We start from the raw sequence: 21,270 nt of genomic DNA, 5'->3' as shown, positions 1-21,270 counted from the left end.
GGTTCAGAGCGACGAGGCGTCCTGCGACGGATGCTCGTTCCAGTGCAGTTTCTTGCGCAAGGTCGCGTACGTGCTGTAGCCGACCGGATGCAGCACCGGCACCGTATGCTTCGAGCGCCGCACTTCGATCGCGTCGTTCAGTTCGACGGCCGTGAACGACTGCATGTCGAAATTCACGTTGACGTCCCGCCCGCCGATGATCTGAATGGTCACCTTCGAATCGTCGGCCAGCACAATCGGACGGTTCGACAGCGAATGCGGCGCAATGGGCACGAGCACGAAGCCCTGCAATTGCGGATGAAGGATCGGCCCCGCCGACGACAGCGCGTAAGCGGTCGAACCGGTAGGCGTCGCGACGATCAGGCCGTCCGAGCGCTGGTTGTACATGAAGTGGCCGTCCACCGACACCCGCAGCTCCGCCATGCCGGAAAAGCCGCTGCGATTCACCACGACGTCGTTGAACGCCAGCGCGTGATAGATCGGCTTGTCGTCGCGCATGATGCGCGCTTCGAGCAGGCTGCGTTCCTCGCGCTCGAACTGGCCGGCGAGCATCTGCGGGATGATCTCCTGCATCGCCTTGAGCGGAATGTCCGTGATGAAGCCGAGCCGCCCATGATTCACGCCGATGAGCGGCGTCTTGTACGGCGCGAGTTGCCGGCCGATGCCGAGCATGGTGCCGTCGCCGCCGAGCACGATCGCGACGTCCGCGCGCGCGCCCATCTCCGCAATGGAAAGCGCCGGAAACTCCGTCACGCCGACGTCCTTCGCGGTGCCCGCCTCGAACACGACCTCGAAGCCTTGCTGCGCCAAAAGACCGGCGAGCGATCTCAGCGGCGCCTCGATGCCTGGCGTGTTGGTGCGCCCCACGAGCGCGACGGTCTTGAATTGGCCAATTTCCATGCCGGCATTACACCATAGTCAGAGGGCGAAAAGAACCGTGGGCGATGGCGGACGAGCGTGCTGCGACGTGACCACGCGAGCGCGCGCGGCACGCCGGTCGTTTCTCGCTAGAATGGAGCGGACGTTGAACGCAGCGCACGCGGCGCGGCTCGCCGCCCTTCGACTCGTTGAGCTAAAATTTCCCCATGCTAGACCCACGTGCACAAACCCTCCTTAAAACGTTGATCGAGCGCTACATCGCCGAAGGTCAGCCGGTCGGTTCGCGCACGTTATCACGCCATTCCGGTCTCGAACTGAGCCCCGCGACGATCCGCAACGTGATGTCGGATCTCGAGGAGCTCGGCCTCGTCGCGAGCCCGCATACATCGGCGGGACGGATTCCCACGCCGCGCGGCTACCGGCTCTTCGTCGACACGATGCTGACTGTAGAAGCACCGGAAGACGAGGCCATGACCACCGCGGTCAAGACCCGCCTGCAGGGCGAGGAGCCGCAAAAAATTGTCGCGGCGGCGGCGAGCGTGCTCTCCAATCTGTCTTCGTTCGCGGGCGTCGTGCTCACGCCGCGCCGCAGTCACATGTTCAAGCAGATCGAGTTCATGCGGCTCTCGGACAAGCGCATTTTGCTCATCATCGTGACGCCCGAGGGCGACGTCCAGAACCGCATGATGGCCACGCAGCGCGATTACTCGCCATCTCAACTCGTCGAAGCCTCCAATTACATCAACGCGCATTTCGCGGGCCTGTCCTTCGACGAGGTGCGCCGGCGGCTGCGCGAGGAAATCGACCAGTTGCGCGGCGACATGACCACGCTCATGCAGGCGGCCGTGGTCGCGAGCACCGCCGAGACGGACCCCACGGACACCGTGCTCATTTCCGGCGAGCGCAACCTGCTCGAAGTGGCGGATCTCTCGTCCGACATGGCGCGGCTGCGCAAGCTGTTCGATTTGTTCGATCAAAAGACGAGCCTCCTGCAATTGCTGGATGTGTCGAGCCACGCGCAAGGCGTGCAAATATTTATCGGCGGCGAGTCGAATCTCGTGCCGATCGAGGAAATGAGCGTCGTGACGGCGCCGTACGAGGTCAACGGGAAGATCGTCGGCACGCTCGGCGTGATCGGCCCGACGCGCATGGCGTACAACCGTGTGATCCCGATCGTCGACATCACCGCGCGCCTGCTCTCGATGTCGCTCAGTCATCAATGACGCCATCTTGGCGCGGCACGCAAGGCCGCGCCACTAGGCCGTTCGGCCAATGATGCGCGTTCGAACCCGCCGCTATAATGGGCTTCACCTTTTACGCGCCGCTTGCCCTATGCGTTTCGACCTCGAGTTGCCTTCGCAGCCCAGCGCTTCGCATCGCGTCGCGGTGCTGCTGATCAATCTCGGCACGCCGGACGCGCCCACGCCGCGAGCGGTGCGCAAGTATCTGGCGCAATTCCTGTCCGATCCGCGCGTCGTCGAAATTCCGTTGCTCGTGTGGCAAGTCATTCTGCGCGCGCTGATCCTGCCGTTCCGCGGGCGCGCGTCGGCGAAGAAATACGCGCAAGTGTGGATGCCCGAAGGCTCGCCGCTGCGCGTGCATACGGAAAAGCAGGTCGAGGGTTTGCGGCGGCTGTTCGCCGCGAACGACTATCACGTGATCGTCGACTATGCGATGCGCTACGGTTCGCCCGGCATCGGCGCGATGCTGAATCAACTGAAGCTCGAAGGCGCTGATCGCATTCTTCTGTTGCCGATGTATCCACAGTATTCGTCGTCCACGACAGCCACCGCGTTCGACGCTGCCTTCGCCGCTTTGAAACGCGTGCGCAATCAGCCGGAGATCCGCACGATCCGCCATTACGCGGATCATCCGGCGTATATCGCCGCGCTGGCGGAACAGGTGCGCGACTATTGGCGGCATCACGGTCAGCCGGATTTCGCCGCGGGCGACAAACTCGTCCTGAGCTTCCACGGCGTGCCGAAGCGCACGATGGACCTCGGCGATCCGTATCACGACCAGTGCCAGTTGACCGGCTCGCTGCTTGCGTCGGCGCTCGGCCTCACGCCGGTGGAATGCCGCGTGACGTTCCAGTCGCGCTTCGGCCGCGCGGAGTGGCTTCAGCCGTACACCGCGCCGACGGTCGCGGAACTCGGCGCGGGCGGCGTCGCGCGCGTGGACGTGTTCTGTCCCGGCTTCACGGCGGATTGCCTGGAGACGATCGAGGAAATCGGCATCGAGGTGCGCGACGAATTTCTGAAGGCGGGCGGCAGGCATTTTCACCGCATTCCCTGCCTGAACTCGGCGCCCGCGTGGATCAAGGGGCTCGGCGAAATCGCCGCGCAGCATCTGCAAGGCTGGCCCGTGCAGTCCGTGCAGCCGCTTTCCGCGGTCGCCTGAGCGCGGCATTTTTTAGCATTCACCCATGAACTACACGATTTCGACGGAACCCGACGCGCGTTTGCGCATCGATAAGTGGCTTTGGGCGGCGCGTTTCTTCAAGACCCGTTCACTCGCGACGGATGCGGTCGAGAAGGGGCGCGTGAAGATCGGCGGGGCGAACGTGAAGCCGTCGAAGGACGTGCGCGTCGGCGATATCGTCGAAATCGATATCGAGCGGCTCGTCTGGCAAGTCGAAGTGCGCGGGCTATGCGACGTGCGCGGCCCGGCGACCGTCGCGCAGACGCTCTACGCCGAAACCGACGAAGGCCGGACGAAACGCGTGGCCGAATCGGAACGCCGCAAGACGTTCCGCGAACCCGCGGCCGGCTTGCAGGGCAGACCGACGAAGCGCGACCGTCGCACTATCGACAAATTTTCTCGTTCGGATTGAAGTAACTTTCGATGGTCGCGTGAACGCCGCCGTACTCGGTGTTACGGTCCGTCACGACGCCGGACATGCAGATGGTGGTCGTTCCCGCGACGAGTACCAGGGCGACCACCGCGATAGCAAAGGTCAGTTTCATGGTACCCCCGGAAAACGGGTTGCCCGGTCAGAAAGCGGCCGGTTCAGGAAACGGGCAAGGGCTGAAAGCGGTTTGAAGCATTTCGTAGGATTAGGGTATACGTGCGTCCTGCGGTGCTTGATTGAAGTGTAGGCGAGTCAGGGCTTTCCCTCAATCTCAAAATTGCGCGCCGCGGCGAAGTGTCCAATGCCGGCCATTTCGGCGTCATCGTCGTGCTTAAATTAGTCCGAAAAATCCGCGCCGGAGGCTTGAAAATGCCTTCGACGCCCCAATTTCCGGCGCTAGTGCGAAAAACGGCCCGGACAACTCACGCCGGTTATCGCAGCCGATTCAACTCAACAGCAATACACATTGAGCGACATGGAAAACACGCAAGAAAATTCAGCGAGCCAGAACCCGACGCCCGCCGACGAAAACGCGCGCCAGGCCGCAGACACGACGAGTACGGCGCAGGCCGCGCCGGCAGACGCGGCAGCCGCCCCGCAACCCGCGCCGAACGAGGCCGAAGCCGCGCTGGCCGAAGCGCAGGCCACCATCGCAGCGCTCAAGGAAGAGTTCCTGCGCGCCAAGGCCGAGACGGAAAACGTCCGCCGCCGCAGCCAGGAAGATGTCGCGAAGGCGCATAAATTCGCCATCGAAAATTTCGCGGAAAATCTGCTGCCCGTACTCGACAGTCTCGAAGCCGCGCTTGCCGACCAGTCGTCGGATCTGGCCAAGGTTCGCGAGGGCGTCGAGCTGACGCTGCGTCAGTTGACTGGCGCTTTGGAGAAGGGCCGCGTCATCGCGCTGAATCCTGTCGGTGAAAAATTCGATCCGCATCGCCATCAGGCCATTTCGATGGTCCCGGCCGAACAGGATCCGAACACCGTCGTCACGGTGCTGCAGAAAGGCTATGTCATCGCCGATCGCGTGCTGCGTCCGGCGCTCGTGACCGTCGCCGCGCCGAAGTAACTCATCCGGCGTGGGCCTGTAAAAGATCGGCTCGCACAAAAAAAGTTATAGACCGCATTGTTTCAAGGGTCTTGAAATCGAAACTGGCGCTCTTATCTTGCGTACAGGTATGAATTTTGGGCGTTCGGCCCGGTAAATCGGCAAAAGCCGGCGTCAGGCACGACACACCGCCGCCGCAACGCCATTGCGATCAAAGCTAGGAGAGTATAAAAAATGGGCAGAATCATCGGCATCGACCTCGGCACCACGAACTCGTGCGTGGCGCTGATGGAAGGCAACCAGGTCAAGGTCATCGAGAACTCGGAAGGCGCGCGCACCACGCCGTCGATCATCGCTTACATGGATGACAACGAGATTCTCGTCGGCGCGCCTGCCAAGCGCCAGTCGGTCACCAATCCGCGCAACACGCTTTACGCGGTCAAGCGCCTGATCGGCCGCCGCTTCGAAGAGAAGGAAGTGCAGAAGGACATCAACCTGATGCCCTACAAGATCGTCAAGCACGACAACGGCGACGCATGGGTCGAAGCGCACGGCAAGAATCTCGCGCCGTCGCAGGTTTCGGCCGAAGTGCTGCGCAAGATGAAGAAGACTGCCGAGGACTACCTCGGCGAGCCGGTCACGGAAGCCGTGATCACGGTGCCGGCGTACTTCAACGACAGCCAGCGTCAGGCAACGAAGGACGCGGGCCGCATCGCCGGTCTGGAAGTGAAGCGCATCATCAACGAGCCGACCGCGGCCGCGCTCGCGTTCGGTCTGGACAAGGCCGAAAAGGGCGACCGCAAGATCGCGGTGTTCGACCTGGGCGGCGGCACGTTCGACATCTCGATCATCGAAATCGCGGACGTGGACGGCGAAATGCAGTTCGAAGTGCTGTCGACGAACGGCGACACGTTCCTCGGCGGTGAAGACTTCGACCAGCGCATCATCGACTACATCATCGGCGAGTTCAAGAAGGAGCAGGGCGTCGATCTGAGCAAGGACGTGCTCGCGCTGCAACGCCTGAAGGAAGCCGCTGAAAAGGCGAAGATCGAACTGTCGTCGACGGCGCAAACCGACATCAACCTGCCGTACATCACGGCCGACGCGTCGGGTCCGAAGCACTTGAACCTCAAGTTCACCCGCGCGAAGCTCGAAGCGCTCGTCGAAGAGCTGATCGAGCGCACGATCGAACCGTGCCGCATCGCGATCAAGGATGCGGGCGTGAAGGTCGGCGACATCGACGACGTGATTCTCGTCGGCGGCATGACGCGTATGCCGAAGGTGCAGGAAAAGGTGAAGGAGTTCTTTGGAAAGGACCCGCGCCGTGACGTGAACCCGGACGAAGCCGTGGCCGTGGGCGCCGCGATTCAAGGTCAGGTTCTGTCGGGCGACCGCAAGGACGTTCTGCTGCTCGACGTGACGCCTCTGTCGCTCGGCATCGAGACGCTCGGCGGCGTGATGACGAAGATGATCAACAAGAACACCACGATCCCGACGAAGCACGCGCAAGTGTATTCGACGGCCGACGACAACCAGGGCGCCGTGACGATCAAGGTGTTCCAGGGCGAGCGCGAAATGGCCGTGGGCAACAAGCTGCTCGGCGAGTTCAACCTCGAAGGCATTCCGCCCGCACCGCGCGGCACGCCGCAGATCGAAGTGACCTTCGACATCGACGCAAACGGCATTCTGCACGTCGGCGCGAAGGACAAGGCGACGGGCAAGGAAAACAAGATCACCATCAAGGCGAACTCGGGTCTGACCGACGCGGAAATCGACAAGATGGTGAAGGACGCCGAAGCCAACGCCGAAGAAGATCACAAGCTGCGTGAACTCGCGGATGCCCGCAACCAGGGCGACGCGCTGGTCCACAGCACGAAGAAGGCCGTCGCCGAGTACGGCGACAAGGTCGACGCTTCGGAGAAGGAAAAGATCGAAGCGGCGCTGAAGGACCTCGAAGACGCGCTGAAGAGCAGCACGAGCGACAAGGCCACGATCGAAGCGAAGGTCGAGGCGCTGGCGCAGGCTTCGCAGAAACTCGGCGAAAAGATGTACGCCGACATGCAGGCTCAGCAAGGCGCGGCGAGCGCGGCTGCCGGTGCCGCGGGCGCGGGCGCTTCGGCGGAAGCGGGCGCGAGCCAGCAGCACGACGATGTCGTCGACGCCGACTTCAAGGAAGTGAAGAAGGACTAAGCCGACTGAAGGCGCGCGCCCGGAAACGGCCGGGCGCCTTTACCGGTGGAATGATCGGGACGCGTTGGGCGTCTTTCGTGGAACGCGCCTGGCGAGCTGTCTAGCTCTCCGGGCACGTTGTTTTTAGAGGCGCTTCGTTTCGGCGGGGCGTCAGTGGTAACGCAGATCTGACAGGAACCGTCGCGTGACGCGCGGCGGCATCGAACCGACATGGCGAAACGGGATTACTACGACGTTCTGGGCGTCGCGAAAAACGCGAGCGACGACGAGATCAAGAAGGCGTATCGCAAGCTCGCGATGAAGTATCACCCTGACCGCAATCCGGACAACAAGAAGGCGGAAGAGAATTTCAAGGAGGCGAAGGAAGCCTACGAAATGCTCTCCGACCAGCAGAAGCGGGCCGCGTACGATCAGTACGGCCACGCGGGCGTCGATCCGAACATGGCGGGCGCGGGCGCGCAAGGTTTCGGCGGTTTCGCCGATGCCTTCGGCGATATCTTCGGCGACATCTTCGGACAGGCGGCGGGCGGTGCGGCGCGCGGCGGCCGTGGCGGCCCGCAGGTGTATCGCGGAGCCGACTTGCGCTACAGCATGGAAATCACGCTAGAGCAGGCGGCGCACGGCTACGACACGCAGATTCGCGTGCCGAGCTGGGTGAACTGCAACATCTGTCACGGCTCGGGCGCGAAGCCGGGCACGAAGCCGGAAACTTGCCCGACCTGTCACGGCCAGGGCCAGGTGCGCATGTCGCAGGGCTTTTTCAGCATCCAGCAGACGTGCCCGAAGTGTCACGGCAGCGGCAGCTACATTCCCGATCCGTGCGCGACCTGCCACGGCGCGGGCAAGGTGAAGGAAACGAAGACGCTGGAAGTGAAGATTCCGGCGGGCATCGACGACGGCATGCGCATCCGCTCGGCGGGCAACGGCGAGCCGGGCATCAACGGCGGCCCGAACGGCGACTTGTACGTGGAAATCCACATCAAGCAGCACACGGTGTTCGAGCGCGACGGCGACGACCTGCATTGCCAGATGCCCATTCCTTTCACCACGGCGGCGTTGGGCGGCGAGATCGAAGTGCCCACGCTTGCGGGCCGCGCGAGCTTCACGGTGCCGGAAGGCACGCAGTCCGGCAAGACGTTCCGTCTGCGCGGCAAGGGCATCAAGGGCTTGCGTTCGAGTATCGCCGGCGATCTCTACGTGCATGTGCAGGTGGAAACGCCCATCAAGCTCACGGAACAGCAGCGCGATCTGCTGAAGCAGTTCGAGAAGTCGCTGGAGCAGGGCGGCGCGCGGCATAGTCCGCAAAGCAAGAGCTGGTTCGACCGCGTGAAGAGCTTCTTCGACTGATGCGGTTGAAAGGGTCGCACGTCGTGCGAGCATGACGATGAAAACCGAAGAGCGCAGCGCGGTGTTTGCGCTGCTCGACGATTGCGACTCGACCGCCGAAAGGCGGTCGAGTCGTTTGTACACGGACTTCGCGCACGAACGCGTTTGTGTGGATGCGCGTGAGCTCGATGCGGTCTGCGGCGACATCGAGCGCGATCTGCAAAGCGGTCTTCATGCGGTCGTCGTCGCGGACTACGAGTTCGGACGCAATCTGCAGTTCGGCAGCATCGGACGCGGCGACGATCATGCGCTGCGCGTGCTCATGTTCCGCGAGTGCGCGCGTCTTTCGCGCGATGAAGCCGACGCATGGCTCGCCGCCGAAAGCGACGACACGACCGCAGGCGTCGCGGGCATCGAATCGAGCGTGACGCGCGACGAGTTCGATGCGTCGATCGCCGCCGTGCAGCACGCGTTGCGCGAAGGCGAGTCGTATCAGATCAACTACACGTTCCGGCTGAACTTCGACGTATTCGGCGCGCCGCTCGCGTTGTATCGGCGCTTGCGCGAGCGGCAGGCCGTGCATTACGGCGCGTTGATCGCGTTGCCGGACGGCAGGTCGGTCGTATCGTGCTCGCCGGAATTGTTCGCCGAGAAGCACGGCGAACTGCTGCGCGCCCGGCCGATGAAAGGCACCGCGCCGCGCGACGCCGATCCCGAGGCGCTGCGCCACGATCCGAAGAATCGCGCCGAAAACGTGATGATCGTCGACTTGCTGCGCAACGACATGTCGCGCGTGGCGGTCACGGGTTCGGTGCATGTGCCCGTGCTGTTTTCGGTCGAGGCGTACGCGTCGGTGTGGCAGATGACATCGACGATCGAAGCGCGCGTGATTCCCGGCACGTCGTTCGCCTGCATCGTGCGCGCGCTCTTTCCGTGCGGCTCGATCACCGGCGCGCCGAAATATCGGACCATGCAACTGATCGATGAAATCGAGAGCACGCCGCGCGGCCTCTATACCGGCGCGATCGGCTGGCTGGATGCGAGCGGCGACTTCTGCATGTCGGTGGCGATCCGCACGATCGTCGTCGATGCCGCGGGCAAGCGTGGCGTGCTCGGCATCGGCGCAGGCATCGTGCTCGACAGCGTCGCCGCCGACGAATACGAGGAGTGCCTGTTGAAAGCGCGCTTTCTGACCGGTGCGGATCCGGGCTTCGAACTGTTCGAGACGGTTTATTCGACGCGCGATGGCGGCGTGCGTCACTTCGAGCGGCACGTCGCCCGATTGAAGGCGAGCGCCGCGTATCTCGACTTTGCCTTCGACGAGCGCGCGCTCTCGGCTCAGGTCGAAAAGCATTGCGCGCAATTCGATGCGGACAAGCCGTATCGCATGCGCATCGCGCTCAACAAGAGCGGGCGCATCGCGCTGACGAGCGCGCCGCTTGCGCCGCTGGCATCGGAGAGCGTGGAGGTGTTGCTCGCGTCGGATCGCGGGTTCGCGCCGCAGTCATCGAGCGATCCGCTGCTGCGTCACAAGACGACGCGCCGCGCCGACTACGACCGCGCGTGGAAAGCCGCCGAGGCCGAAGGCGCGTTCGACATGCTCTTCGTCAACGAGCGCGGCGAAGTGACCGAAGGCGGCCGTACGAGCGTCTTCGTGAAGCTCGGCGGCACGTGGTTCACGCCGCCCATCGATGCCGGCGTGCTGCCGGGCGTGATGCGCGCCGTGTTGATGCAGGAACTCGGCGCCGCAGAACGCACACTGACGCCGGACGACTTGCAGAACGCCGAAGACCTGCTCGTCAGCAACGCATTACGCGGCGGCGTCAAAGCAAGACTTCGGCGCTGAACGCATCACCACTCCGCGACGCTGCCATCCGCGTGACGCCACACCGGATTGCGCCAGCGGTGCCCGACCTTCGCCATTTCGCGCACTTTCTCTTCGTTCACCTCGATCCCTAATCCCGGTCCCTGCGGGATCGAGACCATGCCGTCTTCATACTTGAAGACTTCCGGATTCTTGATGTAATCGAGCAGGTCGTTGCCCCGGTTGTAGTGGATGCCGAGACTCTGCTCCTGAATGAACGCGTTGTAGCTCACGGCGTCGATCTGCAGACATGTGGCGAGCGCGATCGGACCGAGCGGACAATGCAGCGCGAGCGCGACATCGTAGGCTTCGGCCATCGTCGCGATCTTGCGGCATTCGGTCAGGCCGCCTGCGTGCGACGCATCCGGTTGAATGATGTCCACGTAGCCGCCCGCCAGAATGTGCTTGAAGTCCCAGCGCGAGTAGAGCCGTTCGCCGAGCGCGATCGGCGTGCTCGTCTGGTTGACGATATCGCGCAGCGCCTCGACGTTCTCCGAGAGCACCGGCTCTTCGATGAACATGAGCTTGAACGGATCGAGTTCCTTCGCGAGCACTTTCGCCATCGGCTTGTGCACGCGTCCATGAAAATCGACGCCGATGCCCACGTTCGGGCCCACCGCCTCGCGCACGGCGCGCACGTTGTCGATGACGCCTTGCACCTTGTCGAAGGTATCGATGATCTGCAACTCTTCCGAGCCGTTCATCTTCACGGCCTTGAAGCCGCGCTCGACCACGGCGCGCGCGTTGTTCGCGACATCGCTCGGACGGTCGCCGCCGATCCACGAATACACCTTGATCTTGTCGCGCACCTGACCGCCGAGCAGCGCGTGCACCGGCACGCCGTGGTGCTTGCCGAGAATGTCCCACAGCGCCTGATCGACACCCGCGATCGCGCTCATGCCGATAGGTCCGCCGCGATAGAACCCGGCGCGATACATCACCTGCCACAGGTCTTCGATATGGCGCGGGTCTTTGCCGACGAGATAGTCGGCGAGTTCATCGACGGCGGCGGCGACCGTATGCGCGCGGCCTTCGACGACCGGCTCACCCCAGCCGGTGATGCCTTCGTCCGTTTCGATCTTGAGGAAGCACCAGCGCGGCGGAACGATGAAGGTCTCGAGTTTCGTGATTTTCATTGAGCGTCTCCTGAACGGATTCACATATTAGCAAAAGGCGTCGCTTAGGCATATTAATAGTATTATTCTTGGAGCGCCCAAAATTACGAAACATCAGTGGAATACTCCATAATCGTGCTCACCACTACAAGGAGACCATCATTCATCGGGATTTACATGGCCGCGTGGCACATGAACTGGGCACGGCGATTCTGCGCGGCGACTTCGCGCCCGGTTCGCCTCTGCCGCGCGAAGCGGCGTTGATGGAGCGCTTCGACGTGAGCCGCACGGTGTTGCGCGAGGCGTTGCGCACGCTTACGTCGAAAGGGCTGATCGAGTCGCGGCCGAAAGTCGGCACGCGTGTGCGCGCGAAAGCTGCCTGGAATCTGCTCGATTCCGACATGCTCGACTGGTACTCGCGCGTCGCGCCGCCGCTGCAATTCGCGCTCAAGCTCCAGGAAATGCGCGAGATGATCGAACCGTACGCCGCCGCGCTCGCCGCCGACAACCACGAGGAAGCCACGCGCGAACGCCTGACGCGCGCGCATCAGGCGATGGTCGGCGCACAGAATGTCGAAGAATGGGTGCGCGCGGATCTCGACTTTCATCTGTGCGTGCTCGCCGCGTGCAGCAACGAACTGCTGATTCCGCTCGGCGCGCTGATCGAGCGCACGCTGGAAGGTCAATTGCGCCTGAACGCCAAACGCGCCGATGTCTACAACGCGTCGCTCGCGGAACATACGGCCGTGTTCGAGGCGATCGTCGCGCGCGATTCGAGCGGTGCGCGCCGCGCGATGGCCGATCTGCTCGGCGTGACGCGCACCAGAATCGAAGGTTAAAGCGCGTTCAGCGGAATCTTCAGATACGTCGTGCCGTTGCCGGCCGCTTCAGGAAAGTGGCCGGCGCGGATATTCACCTGGATCGCGGGCAGAATGAGCATCGGCATGCCGAGGGTCGCGTCGCGTGCCTCGCGCATCGCGACGAACTCGTCCTCGGTTCTGGCGGCCCCGACGTGAATGTTCTGCTCGCGCTGTTCGCGCACGGTGGTTTGCCATCGCGGGCCGCGTGAGTCGGGCGGATAGTCGTGGCAGACGAAGATTCGCGTATCCGGATCGAGCGCGAGCAGACGCTGGATCGATCGATACAGCGTGCGCGCGCTGCCGCCGGGAAAATCGCAGCGTGCGGTGCCGAGGTCGGGCATGAAGAGCGTGTCGCCGACGAACACCGCATCGCCGATCCGATACGCCATGTCGGCGGGCGTGTGGCCCGGCACGAACAGCGCGGTCGCCTCGATTTCGCCGATCATGAAGCGCTCGCCATCCGAAAAGAGCTGATCGAATTGCGAGCTGTCGAGTTGAAACTCGGGTTCGAGATCGAAGATTTTCTTGAACATGCCTTGCACGGCGCGTATCGATTCGCCGATGCCGATCTTCCCGCCGAGCATGCGCTTCAGATACGGCGCCGCCGAAAGATGATCGGCATGCGCGTGCGTCTCCAGAATCCATTCGACGGAAAGCTGCTGCTCGCGCACGAACGCGATGACCGCATCGGCCGATTGCGTCGAGGTGCGCGCGGCTTTCGGATCGTAGTCGAGCACGGAATCGATGATCGCCGCAGCCGAACCGGCCTCCTTGTAGACGACATACGTCATCGTGCCGGTGTTGATGTCGAAGAAGGGCTGAATGTTGGCTTGCACGCTGGTTTCCGGGTGCCTCGCGTTGTGCTCTTGCCGCCCGGATGGATTGGGCAGCTTTGTCACGATCACGTTACAGTGTAACCCTTTGCGCCGGACCCGAATGTCCCGGCGCGACCTTCACGAAAGCTCGCTCAAGAGGTTCGAATGCCGCACGTCCCGACTTCGCTCGCGTCGTCGTGGGGCGCGTGGGCCGTCTTCGTCAGCGTCCTCGCGACGCAACTCGGCGTGCCCGTCCCCGCCGCGCCGATGCTGATTCTCGCCGGCACGCTCGTCGCCGCCGGCAACGCGCCGTTCTGGCAAATGCTCGCGGCCGCGGTGCTCGCCGTGCTCATCGCCGATTCGCTCTGGTTCGCCGCAGGCCGGCTCTACGGCCGCCGCTTTCTCAATTCGCTCGTGCGCTTTTCGTTGTCGATCGATTCGACGCTGCGCACCGCGCGCCGCTGGTTCGAGCGCTTCGGCGTGCCGCTGCTCGCGGTGTCGAAGTTCGTGCCGGGACTCGGGCTCGTGTCGGCGCCGCTGCTCGGCACCACGCAGATCGAAGTGCGCGTGTTCGTGCTGTGGGATCTGATCGGCGCGACGGCGTGGGCGAGTTTCTGGATGCTCGGCGGCGCGGCGCTGCAGGAACAGATTGGACGGCTCATCGTGCTGGTGCGCGCCAACGGCACGACGGTGATCGACGTTCTCGCGATGGTCGCGCTCGGCTTCGTGCTGTATCGATGGATTCGGCGCGAGCAGTTTCGCCAGTGGCTCGCGAAGTATCACATCACGCCGGACCAGCTCGACGCGATGATGCGCTCCGACACGCCGCCCGTGATCTACGACGCGCGACCGGCGGAGATTCGCCGTCGCGAGCCGTATCGCATCGCGGGCGCGATCGCGCTGGATCTCGATTCGCCGGATCGCGTCGATCAGTTGTATTCGGAGCACGAGGTGGTCGTGTATTGCGTGTGCCCGAACGAGGCGACCGCGAAGATCATCGCGCGGCAGATGCGCGCGAAGGGTTTCAAACACGTGCGGCCGCTGAAGGGCGGGCTGGACGCGTGGGAGAAGCACGGCTATCCGGTCGAAGCGATGCCGCCCGAGCACCTGCACGCGGCGTCCGATCACGACGACGACATCGATCACGACATGGTCACGATTCGCGCGACCGCGCCGGAATGAGCTACGTCCCGCGCGGCGGCCGGTTCACGAGCGCGATGCCCGCGAGCACCATCGCCGCGGCGGCCATGAAACGCGCGGTGAAATGCTCGCCGAGCAGCAGCACGCCGAACGTGACGCCGAAGATCGGCGTGAGAAACGAGAACACCGAAAGCCGCGACGCCATATAGCGCGTGAGCAGCCAGAACCACGTCAGATAGCTGATGAACGCGACGACGACCGCCTGATACGCGAGGCTCGCGATCGCGAGCGGCGAGACGTCGCCGACGTGCGTCTGTCCGATGCCCGCCGCGAGCACGAGCAGCAGCACCGCCGACACCGCCAGTTGATAGAACAGCGTTTTGCTCGCGCTCGCCTGCGCCAGCGACGACGCGCGCACGACCACTGTCGTCGCGGCCCAGAAGATGCCCGCCATGATGCCGAGCGCATCGCCCGCGATGCCCCGCAACGCCGATGCGCTGCTCGGATTGCCGTGCAGAAAGCCATCGGCGAAGGCGAGTGCGATACCGCAGAACGCCAGCACGATGCCGCACCACTGCGTGCGCGAAAGCCGCTCGCCCGCGACGAACGCGTGCAGGCCGAGCGCGGTGAAGCAGGGCGCGGTGTAGAGAAACACGGCCATGCGCGTCGCGGTGGTGAGACTCAGGCCGAAGAAAATGCAGACGAACTCGCCGCCGAACAGCAGACCCGCGAGCAGGCCGGCGGGCAAGGTGTCGTCGCGCTGGAAGAGCGGCACGCCGCGCGTGCGCGTCCAGATCCACACGAGGCAGGTCGCGATCAGCGAGCGGATGCCCGCTTGAAGCATCGGTGGAATCGACGCGTTCGCTTCCTTGATCGCGACTTGCTGGAATCCCCACGCGCCGCACAGCGCGATCATGACGATGATGGCGGTGGCGTCGGGGGCGCGGCGCAGGGCGAGGGACGTGCTCATCGGCTGTCGGTTACGCGTGCACTGAATTGGAGCGTCGATTGTGCCAGCGTTTGCGCGCCGCGACGAGTTACGAATGCTTTTCGATCAGCTCGACCTTGTAGCCGTCCGGATCTTCGACGAACGCGATCACCGTCGTGCCGCCCTTGACTGGACCGGCTTCGCGCGTGACCTTGCCGCCCGCCTGGCGGATGCGCTCGCATGCGTCGGCGGCGTCGTCGACTTCGAGCGCGATATGGCCGTACGCCGTGCCGAGATCGTATTTATCGGTGCCCCAGTTGTAGGTCAGTTCGAGCACGCTGTTCTCGGTTTCCGGACCGTAGCCCACGAACGCGAGCGTGTACTTGTACTCGGTGTTCTCGCTCTGACGCAGCACTTTCATGCCGAGAATGCGCGTATAGAAATCGATGGAACGCTGCAGGTCGCCGACGCGCAGCATCGTATGGAGGAGTCGCATGGTGGGATTTCCTGTTTATGTGATTGCGGGGGGAACAGGAAAGAAATTGTACCGTCGGCGCTTTTCGTGCGCTGGCGACGGTTACATCGCCGGCAACAAATCCGGCGGATGATGCTTGAGCGTATGCCGCGCCTCGCGGAATTCCGGGAAGATGGATTCGACCGTCTGCCAGAAGCGCGGGCTGTGGTTCATCTCGCGCAGATGCGCGAGCTCGTGCGCAACGACGTAGTCGATGATCGACATCGGGAAATGAATGAGCCGCCAGTTCAGGCGGATCTTGCCGTCGCTGGAACAACTGCCCCAGCGCGTCGCCGCCGATGACAGCGCATACGCGCGATACTCGACGCCGAGCTTCGCCGCATACACCGCGAGCCGCTCGCCGAAGATGCGCTTCGCTTCCGATTGCAGCCAGCCTTGCACGCGATCCTTGATCTGCTGCGCGTCGGCGAGCGCGGGCATCGCAAGCGAAAGCACGTTGGTTTCGTCGTCGAAGGACAGCGCGCTCGCTGCCGATCCGAGCGACACGCTGATCGTCTTGCCGAGATACGGAAACTGCGCGCCGTCCTTCCAGTCGATACGCGGCAGCGCGCGCTGCTCGACGCGCGTCTGCCATTCGGTGAGCTTCTTGACGATCCAGTTCTGCTTGTCGAGGATCGCGCTTTCGATGTCCGCGATCGTCACCCAGCGCGGCGCGGTGATCGCGAGCCCGGTGCCGTCGATGCAAAAGCCGATCGTGCGCCGCGACGAACGCCGCAACCGATACTCCAGCGCGCCCGCCTTCAGCGTGATGCGGCGCAGACGCACGCCGTCGGGCAGCGGTGCAGGCGGAGCCGGGGGCGTGAGGACGGGAGCGGGATCGGTGGCGGGGACGTCGCCGCGCAGCGGAGCGGGTCCGTTCGCGGGCGGCGCGCCGGAGTACGCCGGCGCATGTTCGAACGGCAGATCGAGTTGCAGCGTATCGAGCGCGACGGCGGGGCGCTGTCGCGAAGGGGCTTTCCGCATCGGCTCGGCTTTGCGCTCACGGCGCAGGAATGACGAGAAGAATGAGTAAGGCACGCCGCGGCTCGATCCGAACGCTGCCGCTTCAGCGGCCCGCGCCCGCGGCGCCGGCTTCACCCGGTTGCGCGTTCGGTGCAGCGTAAGCGTGCGGATCGATGCGGCGCATTTCCGCTTCGATCCAGCTTTCGACGCGCGTGTTCACTTCCTCGGGCGTAAGGCCGGCTGTATCGATCGGCTTGCCGATCGACACCGTGACTATACCCGCATATTTGATGAAGGAATTGCGTGGCCAGACATGACCGGCGTTATGCGCGATCGGCACGACCGGTGCGCCGGTCGCAACGGCGAAACGCGCGCCGCCCGTCTTGTACTTGCCCTGGCTGCCTACACGCGTGCGCGTGCCTTCCGGAAACATGATGACCCACGCGCCTTCGTCCATGCGCGCGCGGCCCTGGCGCGTGACGGACGCGAACGCATCGCGCCCTTGCTTGCGATCGATATGCACCATCTTCAGCAGCCCGAGCGCCCAGCCGAAGAACGGCACGAAGAGCAGTTCGCGCTTGAACACATAGCAGAGCGGATGCGGCATCAGCGCGGGAAACGCGAGCGTCTCCCAGGCGGATTGATGCTTCGAGAGCAGCACGGCTGGCCCGTCCGGCAGATTCTCCATGCCCTGGATCGTGTAGCGAATCCCGATCAGATACCGCAGCACGACGATGGTCGACTTGCACCAGCCGGCGGCCATCCAGTAGCGCTTGTCGGCGCGCATGAACGGAAATGCAATGAAGCAGGCGATCGCGTACGGCGTCGTGTACACGACGAAGTAAAGCATCAATAGCAAAGAGCGGATGAAGCGCATGACGTCTCGATGTTACTGGCCCGCGGAGCGGTCCTGATGCCGTGCGAGGAACTCCAGCGCGAACGCGCGCAAGTCCTTGTGAACCACGGTGCCTTCGGGCAACTGGCCTTCCTTCAACGTTCTTTCGCCCTTGCCGGTGAGCACGAGATGCACGGGAAAGCCGAGCGCCGCGCCCGCCTGCAGATCGCGCAGCGAATCGCCGACGACGGGTGTGTCTTCAGGATCGATCTCGAAACGGTCGATGATCTGCTGCAACATGCCGGGCCGGGGCTTTCTGCAGTCGCACTGATCTTCCGCCGTGTGCGGGCAGAAAAACACCGCGTCGATGCGCCCGCCGACAGCCGCGGCCGCGCGATTCATCTTCTGATGCATCGCGTTCAGCGCGGCCATGTCGAAGAGACCGCGCCCGATGCCCGACTGATTCGACGCGATCGCCACGCGATAGCCCGACTGATTCAGCCGCGCGATGGCTTCGAGACTGCCGGGAATGGCGACCCATTCGTCGGGCGACTTGATGAACGCGTCGGAATCGACGTTGATGACGCCGTCGCGATCGAGGATGACCAGTTTTCGGTTCATGACCATGGCGGCGCGTCAGGCGGCGAGCTTGGAAATATCGGCGACGCAGTTCATCTGCTGATGCAATGCGTTGAGCAGCGCGAGCCGATTGTTTCGCAGCGCGGGATCTTCCGCGTTCACCATCACGTCGTTGAAGAACGTGTCGACGCTCTCGCGCAGTGCGGCGAGCGCGCTCAGCGCTTCCGTGTAGTTGCGCGCGGCGAGCTGGCTCTGCACGCGCGGCGTTACCTGCTCGATCTGCGCGTACAGATTCTTCTCCGCCGCTTCGACGAGCAGTTCCTTGTTCACCGACGAAGGCGCGCCTTGCTCCGACTTCTTCAGGATGTTCGAGATGCGCTTGTTGGCGGCCGCGAGCGCTGCCGCTTCGGGCAGCGCGGCGAACTCGCGCACGGCATCGAGGCGCGCGACGATGTCGTCGAGACGCGTCGGGTTCAGGCTCAGCACCGCTTCGATATCGTTCGCTTCGAAGCCGCGTTCGCGCAACAGACCGCGCAGGCGATCGAGGAAGAACGCGTAGATGGCTTCGGTCGAATCGGCGACTTGCGGCATGCCCGCGAACTGGCGCTGCGCGATGCCGACGAGATCGCGCAGATCGATCGGCAGCTTCTTTTCCAGCAGGATGCGCAGCACGCCGAGCGCGTGACGGCGCAGCGCGAACGGGTCCTTCTCGCCGGTCGGCGCGAGGCCGATGCCCCAGATGCCGACGATCGTTTCCAGCTTGTCCGCGAGCGCGACCGCGGCGCCGACGCCCGTCGACGGCGTTTCATCGCCCGAGAAGCGCGGCTGATAGTGCTCCGAGCACGCGAGCGCGACTTCTTCCGGCTCGCCATCGTGGCGCGCGTAGTACGTGCCCATCGTGCCTTGCAGTTCCGGGAACTCGCCGACCATGTCGGTCAGCAAGTCGGCCTTCGCGAGACGCGCGGCGCGGCGCGCGAGCGCGGCATCGACGCCGACCATCGGCGCGATTTCGCCCGCAAGCGCTTCGAGACGCTCGACGCGTTGCAGCGTCGAACCGAGCTTGTTGTGATAGACGACGTTCGCGAGCAGCGGGACGCGATCTTCGAGACGCCGCTTCTTGTCCTGCGTGAAGAAGAACTTGGCGTCGGCGAGACGCGGGCGCACGACGCGCTCGTTGCCTTCGACGATCTCGCCCGGCGTCTTCGTGTCGATATTCGACACGATCAGAAAACGCGAGCGCAGCTTGCCGTGCTGGTCGGTGAGCGCGAAGTACTTCTGATTGGTCTGCATCGTGAGGATGAGACATTCCTGCGGCACCTGCAGGAATTCCTCGTCGAAGCGGCATTCGTACACGACCGGCCATTCGACGAGCGCATTCACTTCGTCGAGCAGCGCTTCGGGCATCACGACGCGGTCTTCGCCGGCGAACGCCAGAAGCTGCGTGCGAATCGATTCGCGGCGATCGTCGAAATTGGCGACGACGTGACCTTTGTGACGCAGCGTGTCGGCGTAGGCATCGGCGTTCGGAATCGCGACGAAGCCTTCCGACATGAACCGATGCCCGATGGTCGTGTCGCCCGAATCGACGCCGAGCGCGCCGACCGGCACGACGTTGCGGCCGTGCATCGCGATCAGGCGCTGCACCGGACGCACGAACTGCACGTTGGTGCCGTCCGGACGCTGATAAGTCATGACCTTGGGAATCGGCAGCTTGCCGAGGGTTTCGTCGAGCGCGGCTTGCAGGCCGTCGGCGAGCGTTGCGCCGGGCGCGGCGTAGCGCAGGAAGAACGCTTCCGCCTTGCCGTCCTGCGCGCGTTCGAGTTCGGCGAGCGGGAAGTCGGGGAAGCCGAGCGCCGCGAGTTTCTTCGCGAGCGGCGGCGTGGGATTGCCTTCCTTGTCGAGCGCGACCGTCACCGGCAGCACTTTTTCGCGCACCTGCTTTTCCGGCGCGACATCGCGCACATTCTTGATGAGCACGGCGAGGCGGCGCGGCGTCGCGTACTTTTCGAACGTGGGCGCGCCGTCGATCAGATCGCGCGCGGCGAGACGCTCGACGATGCCTTCGGCGAAAGCGGTGCCGAGACGCGCGAGCGCTTTCGGCGGCAATTCCTCGGTAAGCAGTTCGACGAGCAGGGAAGCGTGGTTGGATTGCGTCATTGTTCTGTCGAGCCTCGTCAAACCTGTTCGTTGTTGCTGCGTTCGCCCGGCGGCGTGCTTTCCGGCTTCAGCGGCGGCGCCCATGCGGGACGCTGCGCTTCCTGTTCGTCGGTGACGAGATCGCGATCGCCGCGCACCGGGTTGCCGAGCATCGGGAAGCCGAGCGCTTCGCGCGATTCGTAGTAAGTCTGCGCGACGAGGCGCGACAGCGCACGAATGCGGCCGATGTACGCCGCGCGCTCCGTCACGGAAATGGCGCTGCGCGCATCGAGCAGATTGAACGTGTGGCCGGCCTTCAGCACGAGTTCGTAGGCGGGCAGCGCGAGCTTGGCATCGATCATCTTCTTCGCTTCTTCTTCGTAGCTCTTGAAGAACGTGAAGAGCAGATCGACGTTCGCGTGCTCGAAGTTATACGTGGACTGTTCGACCTCGTTCTGGTGATACACGTCGCCGTAGCTCAGTTGGCGCAGCACGCGGCCGTCCGGTCCGTCTTCTTCCCATTCGGTCCAGACGAGGTCGTACACGTTCTCGACTTTTTGCAGATACATCGCGAGACGTTCGAGGCCGTAGGTGATTTCGCCGAGCACCGGCTTGCAATCGATGCCGCCCGCCTGCTGAAAGTACGTGAACTGCGTCACTTCCATGCCGTTGAGCCACACTTCCCAGCCGAGGCCCCACGCGCCGAGCGTCGGGTTCTCCCAGTCGTCTTCGACGAAGCGCACGTCGTTCTGCTTCAGGTCGAAGCCGAGCGCTTCGAGCGAGCCGAGGTACAGATCGAGGATGTCTTCGGGCGCGGGCTTCAGCACGACCTGATACTGATAGTAGTGCTGCAGGCGGTTCGGGTTCTCGCCATAGCGGCCGTCTTTCGGGCGGCGCGACGGTTGAACGTACGCCGCGCGCCACGGCTCGGGGCCGATCGCGCGCAGGAACGTGTGGACGTGCGACGTGCCCGCGCCGACTTCCATGTCGATCGGCTGAAGGAGCGCGCAGCCCTTCTCGTTCCAGTAGGACTGCAGCGTCAGAATGATTTGCTGGAATGTGAGCATGATTGCCTTGTGCGGGGCGGACGCGGCGCGGCCAGTGTCGTGAGGACGCGACTCGGAGGCTCGGCCAAAGTGCTGAAACAGAGAATTTTAGCCGAACGGAAGGGCGGGTGCGGCTTTTTGGGGATCGGCACGCCCGGAGAAACGGACGCGCGGGCCGCGTCGC

Annotated in this window: 20 protein-coding genes; 9 read left to right on the top strand and 11 right to left on the bottom strand. The window is 63.8% G+C overall.

Going from position 1 to position 21,270, the window contains the following annotated elements; genetic code table 11:
- Nucleotides 1–3 precede the first annotated feature (3 nt).
- Complete coding sequence (locus tag NOV72_RS11640; protein WP_106854733.1) at nt 4–900, bottom strand: NAD kinase; 897 nt, start codon at nt 898–900, stop codon at nt 4–6.
- A gap of 185 nt (nt 901–1,085) precedes the next feature.
- On the opposite strand from NOV72_RS11640, the gene hrcA reads away from it, so the two are divergent.
- From hrcA to NOV72_RS11625, 3 genes are all read left to right on the top strand, one after another.
- Nucleotides 1,086–2,102, top strand: coding sequence for a heat-inducible transcriptional repressor HrcA (hrcA, locus tag NOV72_RS11635; protein WP_106854732.1), 1,017 nt, complete (start codon nt 1,086–1,088; stop codon nt 2,100–2,102).
- Nucleotides 2,103–2,211: 109 nt separating this feature from the next.
- Complete coding sequence (gene hemH, locus NOV72_RS11630; protein ID WP_106854731.1) at nt 2,212–3,279, top strand: ferrochelatase; 1,068 nt, start codon at nt 2,212–2,214, stop codon at nt 3,277–3,279.
- 25 nt (nt 3,280–3,304) lie between these two features.
- Entirely contained in the window at nt 3,305–3,712 is a 408-nt protein-coding gene (locus tag NOV72_RS11625) for an RNA-binding S4 domain-containing protein (protein WP_106854730.1), read from the top strand.
- Here NOV72_RS11625 and NOV72_RS32265 read toward each other — a convergent pair.
- Complete coding sequence (locus NOV72_RS32265; RefSeq protein ID WP_181291003.1) at nt 3,684–3,845, bottom strand: hypothetical protein; 162 nt, start codon at nt 3,843–3,845, stop codon at nt 3,684–3,686. The genes NOV72_RS11625 and NOV72_RS32265 overlap by 29 nt on opposite strands.
- Nucleotides 3,846–4,205: 360 nt before the next feature.
- Between NOV72_RS32265 and grpE the strand changes: the two genes are divergently transcribed.
- The 4 genes from grpE to pabB all read left to right on the top strand — a co-directional run bounded on the left by grpE (nt 4,206) and on the right by pabB (nt 10,137).
- The gene (gene grpE / locus NOV72_RS11620; RefSeq protein WP_106854729.1) at nt 4,206–4,796 is read left to right on the top strand and encodes a nucleotide exchange factor GrpE; all 591 of its coding nucleotides are present in this window, start codon (nt 4,206–4,208) and stop codon (nt 4,794–4,796) included.
- Between the two features lie 213 nt (nt 4,797–5,009).
- Nucleotides 5,010–6,965: a molecular chaperone DnaK gene (dnaK, locus tag NOV72_RS11615; RefSeq protein ID WP_106854728.1), complete on the top strand. Its 1,956-nt coding sequence runs from the start codon at nt 5,010–5,012 to the stop codon at nt 6,963–6,965.
- 210 nt (nt 6,966–7,175) lie between these two features.
- Nucleotides 7,176–8,312 (top strand): molecular chaperone DnaJ, encoded by a 1,137-nt coding sequence (gene dnaJ, locus NOV72_RS11610; protein WP_106854727.1) that lies wholly within the window; start codon nt 7,176–7,178, stop codon nt 8,310–8,312.
- Between the two features lie 37 nt (nt 8,313–8,349).
- Nucleotides 8,350–10,137 carry an aminodeoxychorismate synthase component I gene (pabB, locus tag NOV72_RS11605; RefSeq protein WP_106854867.1) on the top strand — a complete coding sequence of 596 codons (1,788 nt, stop codon included), beginning with the start codon at nt 8,350–8,352 and terminating at the stop codon, nt 10,135–10,137.
- Between the two features lie 5 nt (nt 10,138–10,142).
- Here the strand turns inward: pabB and dgoD are convergent, their stop codons facing one another.
- A complete protein-coding gene (gene dgoD, locus NOV72_RS11600) occupies nt 10,143–11,291 on the bottom strand; it encodes a galactonate dehydratase (protein ID WP_106854726.1) in 1,149 nt (382 codons plus the stop codon).
- A gap of 101 nt (nt 11,292–11,392) precedes the next feature.
- On the opposite strand from dgoD, the gene NOV72_RS11595 reads away from it, so the two are divergent.
- Nucleotides 11,393–12,109 carry a FadR/GntR family transcriptional regulator gene (locus tag NOV72_RS11595; RefSeq protein WP_106854866.1) on the top strand — a complete coding sequence of 239 codons (717 nt, stop codon included), beginning with the start codon at nt 11,393–11,395 and terminating at the stop codon, nt 12,107–12,109.
- Here the strand turns inward: NOV72_RS11595 and NOV72_RS11590 are convergent.
- On the bottom strand, nt 12,106–12,966 hold the full coding sequence (locus tag NOV72_RS11590) for an MBL fold metallo-hydrolase (protein WP_106854865.1): 861 nt from the start codon (nt 12,964–12,966) through the stop codon (nt 12,106–12,108). The genes NOV72_RS11595 and NOV72_RS11590 overlap by 4 nt on opposite strands.
- 144 nt (nt 12,967–13,110) lie before the next feature.
- Between NOV72_RS11590 and NOV72_RS11585 the strand changes: the two genes are divergently transcribed.
- The gene (locus tag NOV72_RS11585; protein ID WP_106854725.1) at nt 13,111–14,127 is read left to right on the top strand and encodes a DedA family protein/thiosulfate sulfurtransferase GlpE; all 1,017 of its coding nucleotides are present in this window, start codon (nt 13,111–13,113) and stop codon (nt 14,125–14,127) included.
- 1 nt (nt 14,128) lies between these two features.
- On the opposite strand, the gene NOV72_RS11580 is transcribed toward NOV72_RS11585, so the two are convergent.
- The 7 genes from NOV72_RS11580 to glyQ all read right to left on the bottom strand — a co-directional run bounded on the left by NOV72_RS11580 (nt 14,129) and on the right by glyQ (nt 21,107).
- Nucleotides 14,129–15,055: a DMT family transporter gene (locus tag NOV72_RS11580; protein WP_106854724.1), complete on the bottom strand. Its 927-nt coding sequence runs from the start codon at nt 15,053–15,055 to the stop codon at nt 14,129–14,131.
- 67 nt (nt 15,056–15,122) lie between these two features.
- Nucleotides 15,123–15,509 (bottom strand): lactoylglutathione lyase, encoded by a 387-nt coding sequence (gene gloA, locus NOV72_RS11575; RefSeq protein ID WP_014190469.1) that lies wholly within the window; start codon nt 15,507–15,509, stop codon nt 15,123–15,125.
- Nucleotides 15,510–15,590: 81 nt separating this feature from the next.
- Complete coding sequence (locus tag NOV72_RS11570; protein ID WP_106854864.1) at nt 15,591–16,511, bottom strand: M48 family metallopeptidase; 921 nt, start codon at nt 16,509–16,511, stop codon at nt 15,591–15,593.
- Nucleotides 16,512–16,593: 82 nt separating this feature from the next.
- Complete coding sequence (locus NOV72_RS11565; protein WP_106854723.1) at nt 16,594–17,367, bottom strand: lysophospholipid acyltransferase family protein; 774 nt, start codon at nt 17,365–17,367, stop codon at nt 16,594–16,596.
- Nucleotides 17,368–17,379: 12 nt separating this feature from the next.
- On the bottom strand, nt 17,380–17,952 hold the full coding sequence (gmhB, locus tag NOV72_RS11560) for a D-glycero-beta-D-manno-heptose 1,7-bisphosphate 7-phosphatase (RefSeq protein WP_106854722.1): 573 nt from the start codon (nt 17,950–17,952) through the stop codon (nt 17,380–17,382).
- Between the two features lie 9 nt (nt 17,953–17,961).
- Complete coding sequence (glyS, locus tag NOV72_RS11555; RefSeq protein ID WP_106854721.1) at nt 17,962–20,061, bottom strand: glycine--tRNA ligase subunit beta; 2,100 nt, start codon at nt 20,059–20,061, stop codon at nt 17,962–17,964.
- 17 nt (nt 20,062–20,078) lie between these two features.
- Nucleotides 20,079–21,107: a glycine--tRNA ligase subunit alpha gene (glyQ, locus tag NOV72_RS11550; protein WP_106854720.1), complete on the bottom strand. Its 1,029-nt coding sequence runs from the start codon at nt 21,105–21,107 to the stop codon at nt 20,079–20,081.
- Between the last annotated feature and the right edge of the window lie 163 nt (nt 21,108–21,270).

It is taken from the genome of Caballeronia novacaledonica (genome assembly GCF_900258035.1).
In the GTDB taxonomy this organism is placed as follows: Bacteria; Pseudomonadota; Gammaproteobacteria; order Burkholderiales; family Burkholderiaceae; genus Caballeronia; species Caballeronia novacaledonica.
The sequence above is the reverse complement of the archived record's forward strand: the minus strand, read 5'-3'. Positions and strand labels throughout refer to the sequence as shown.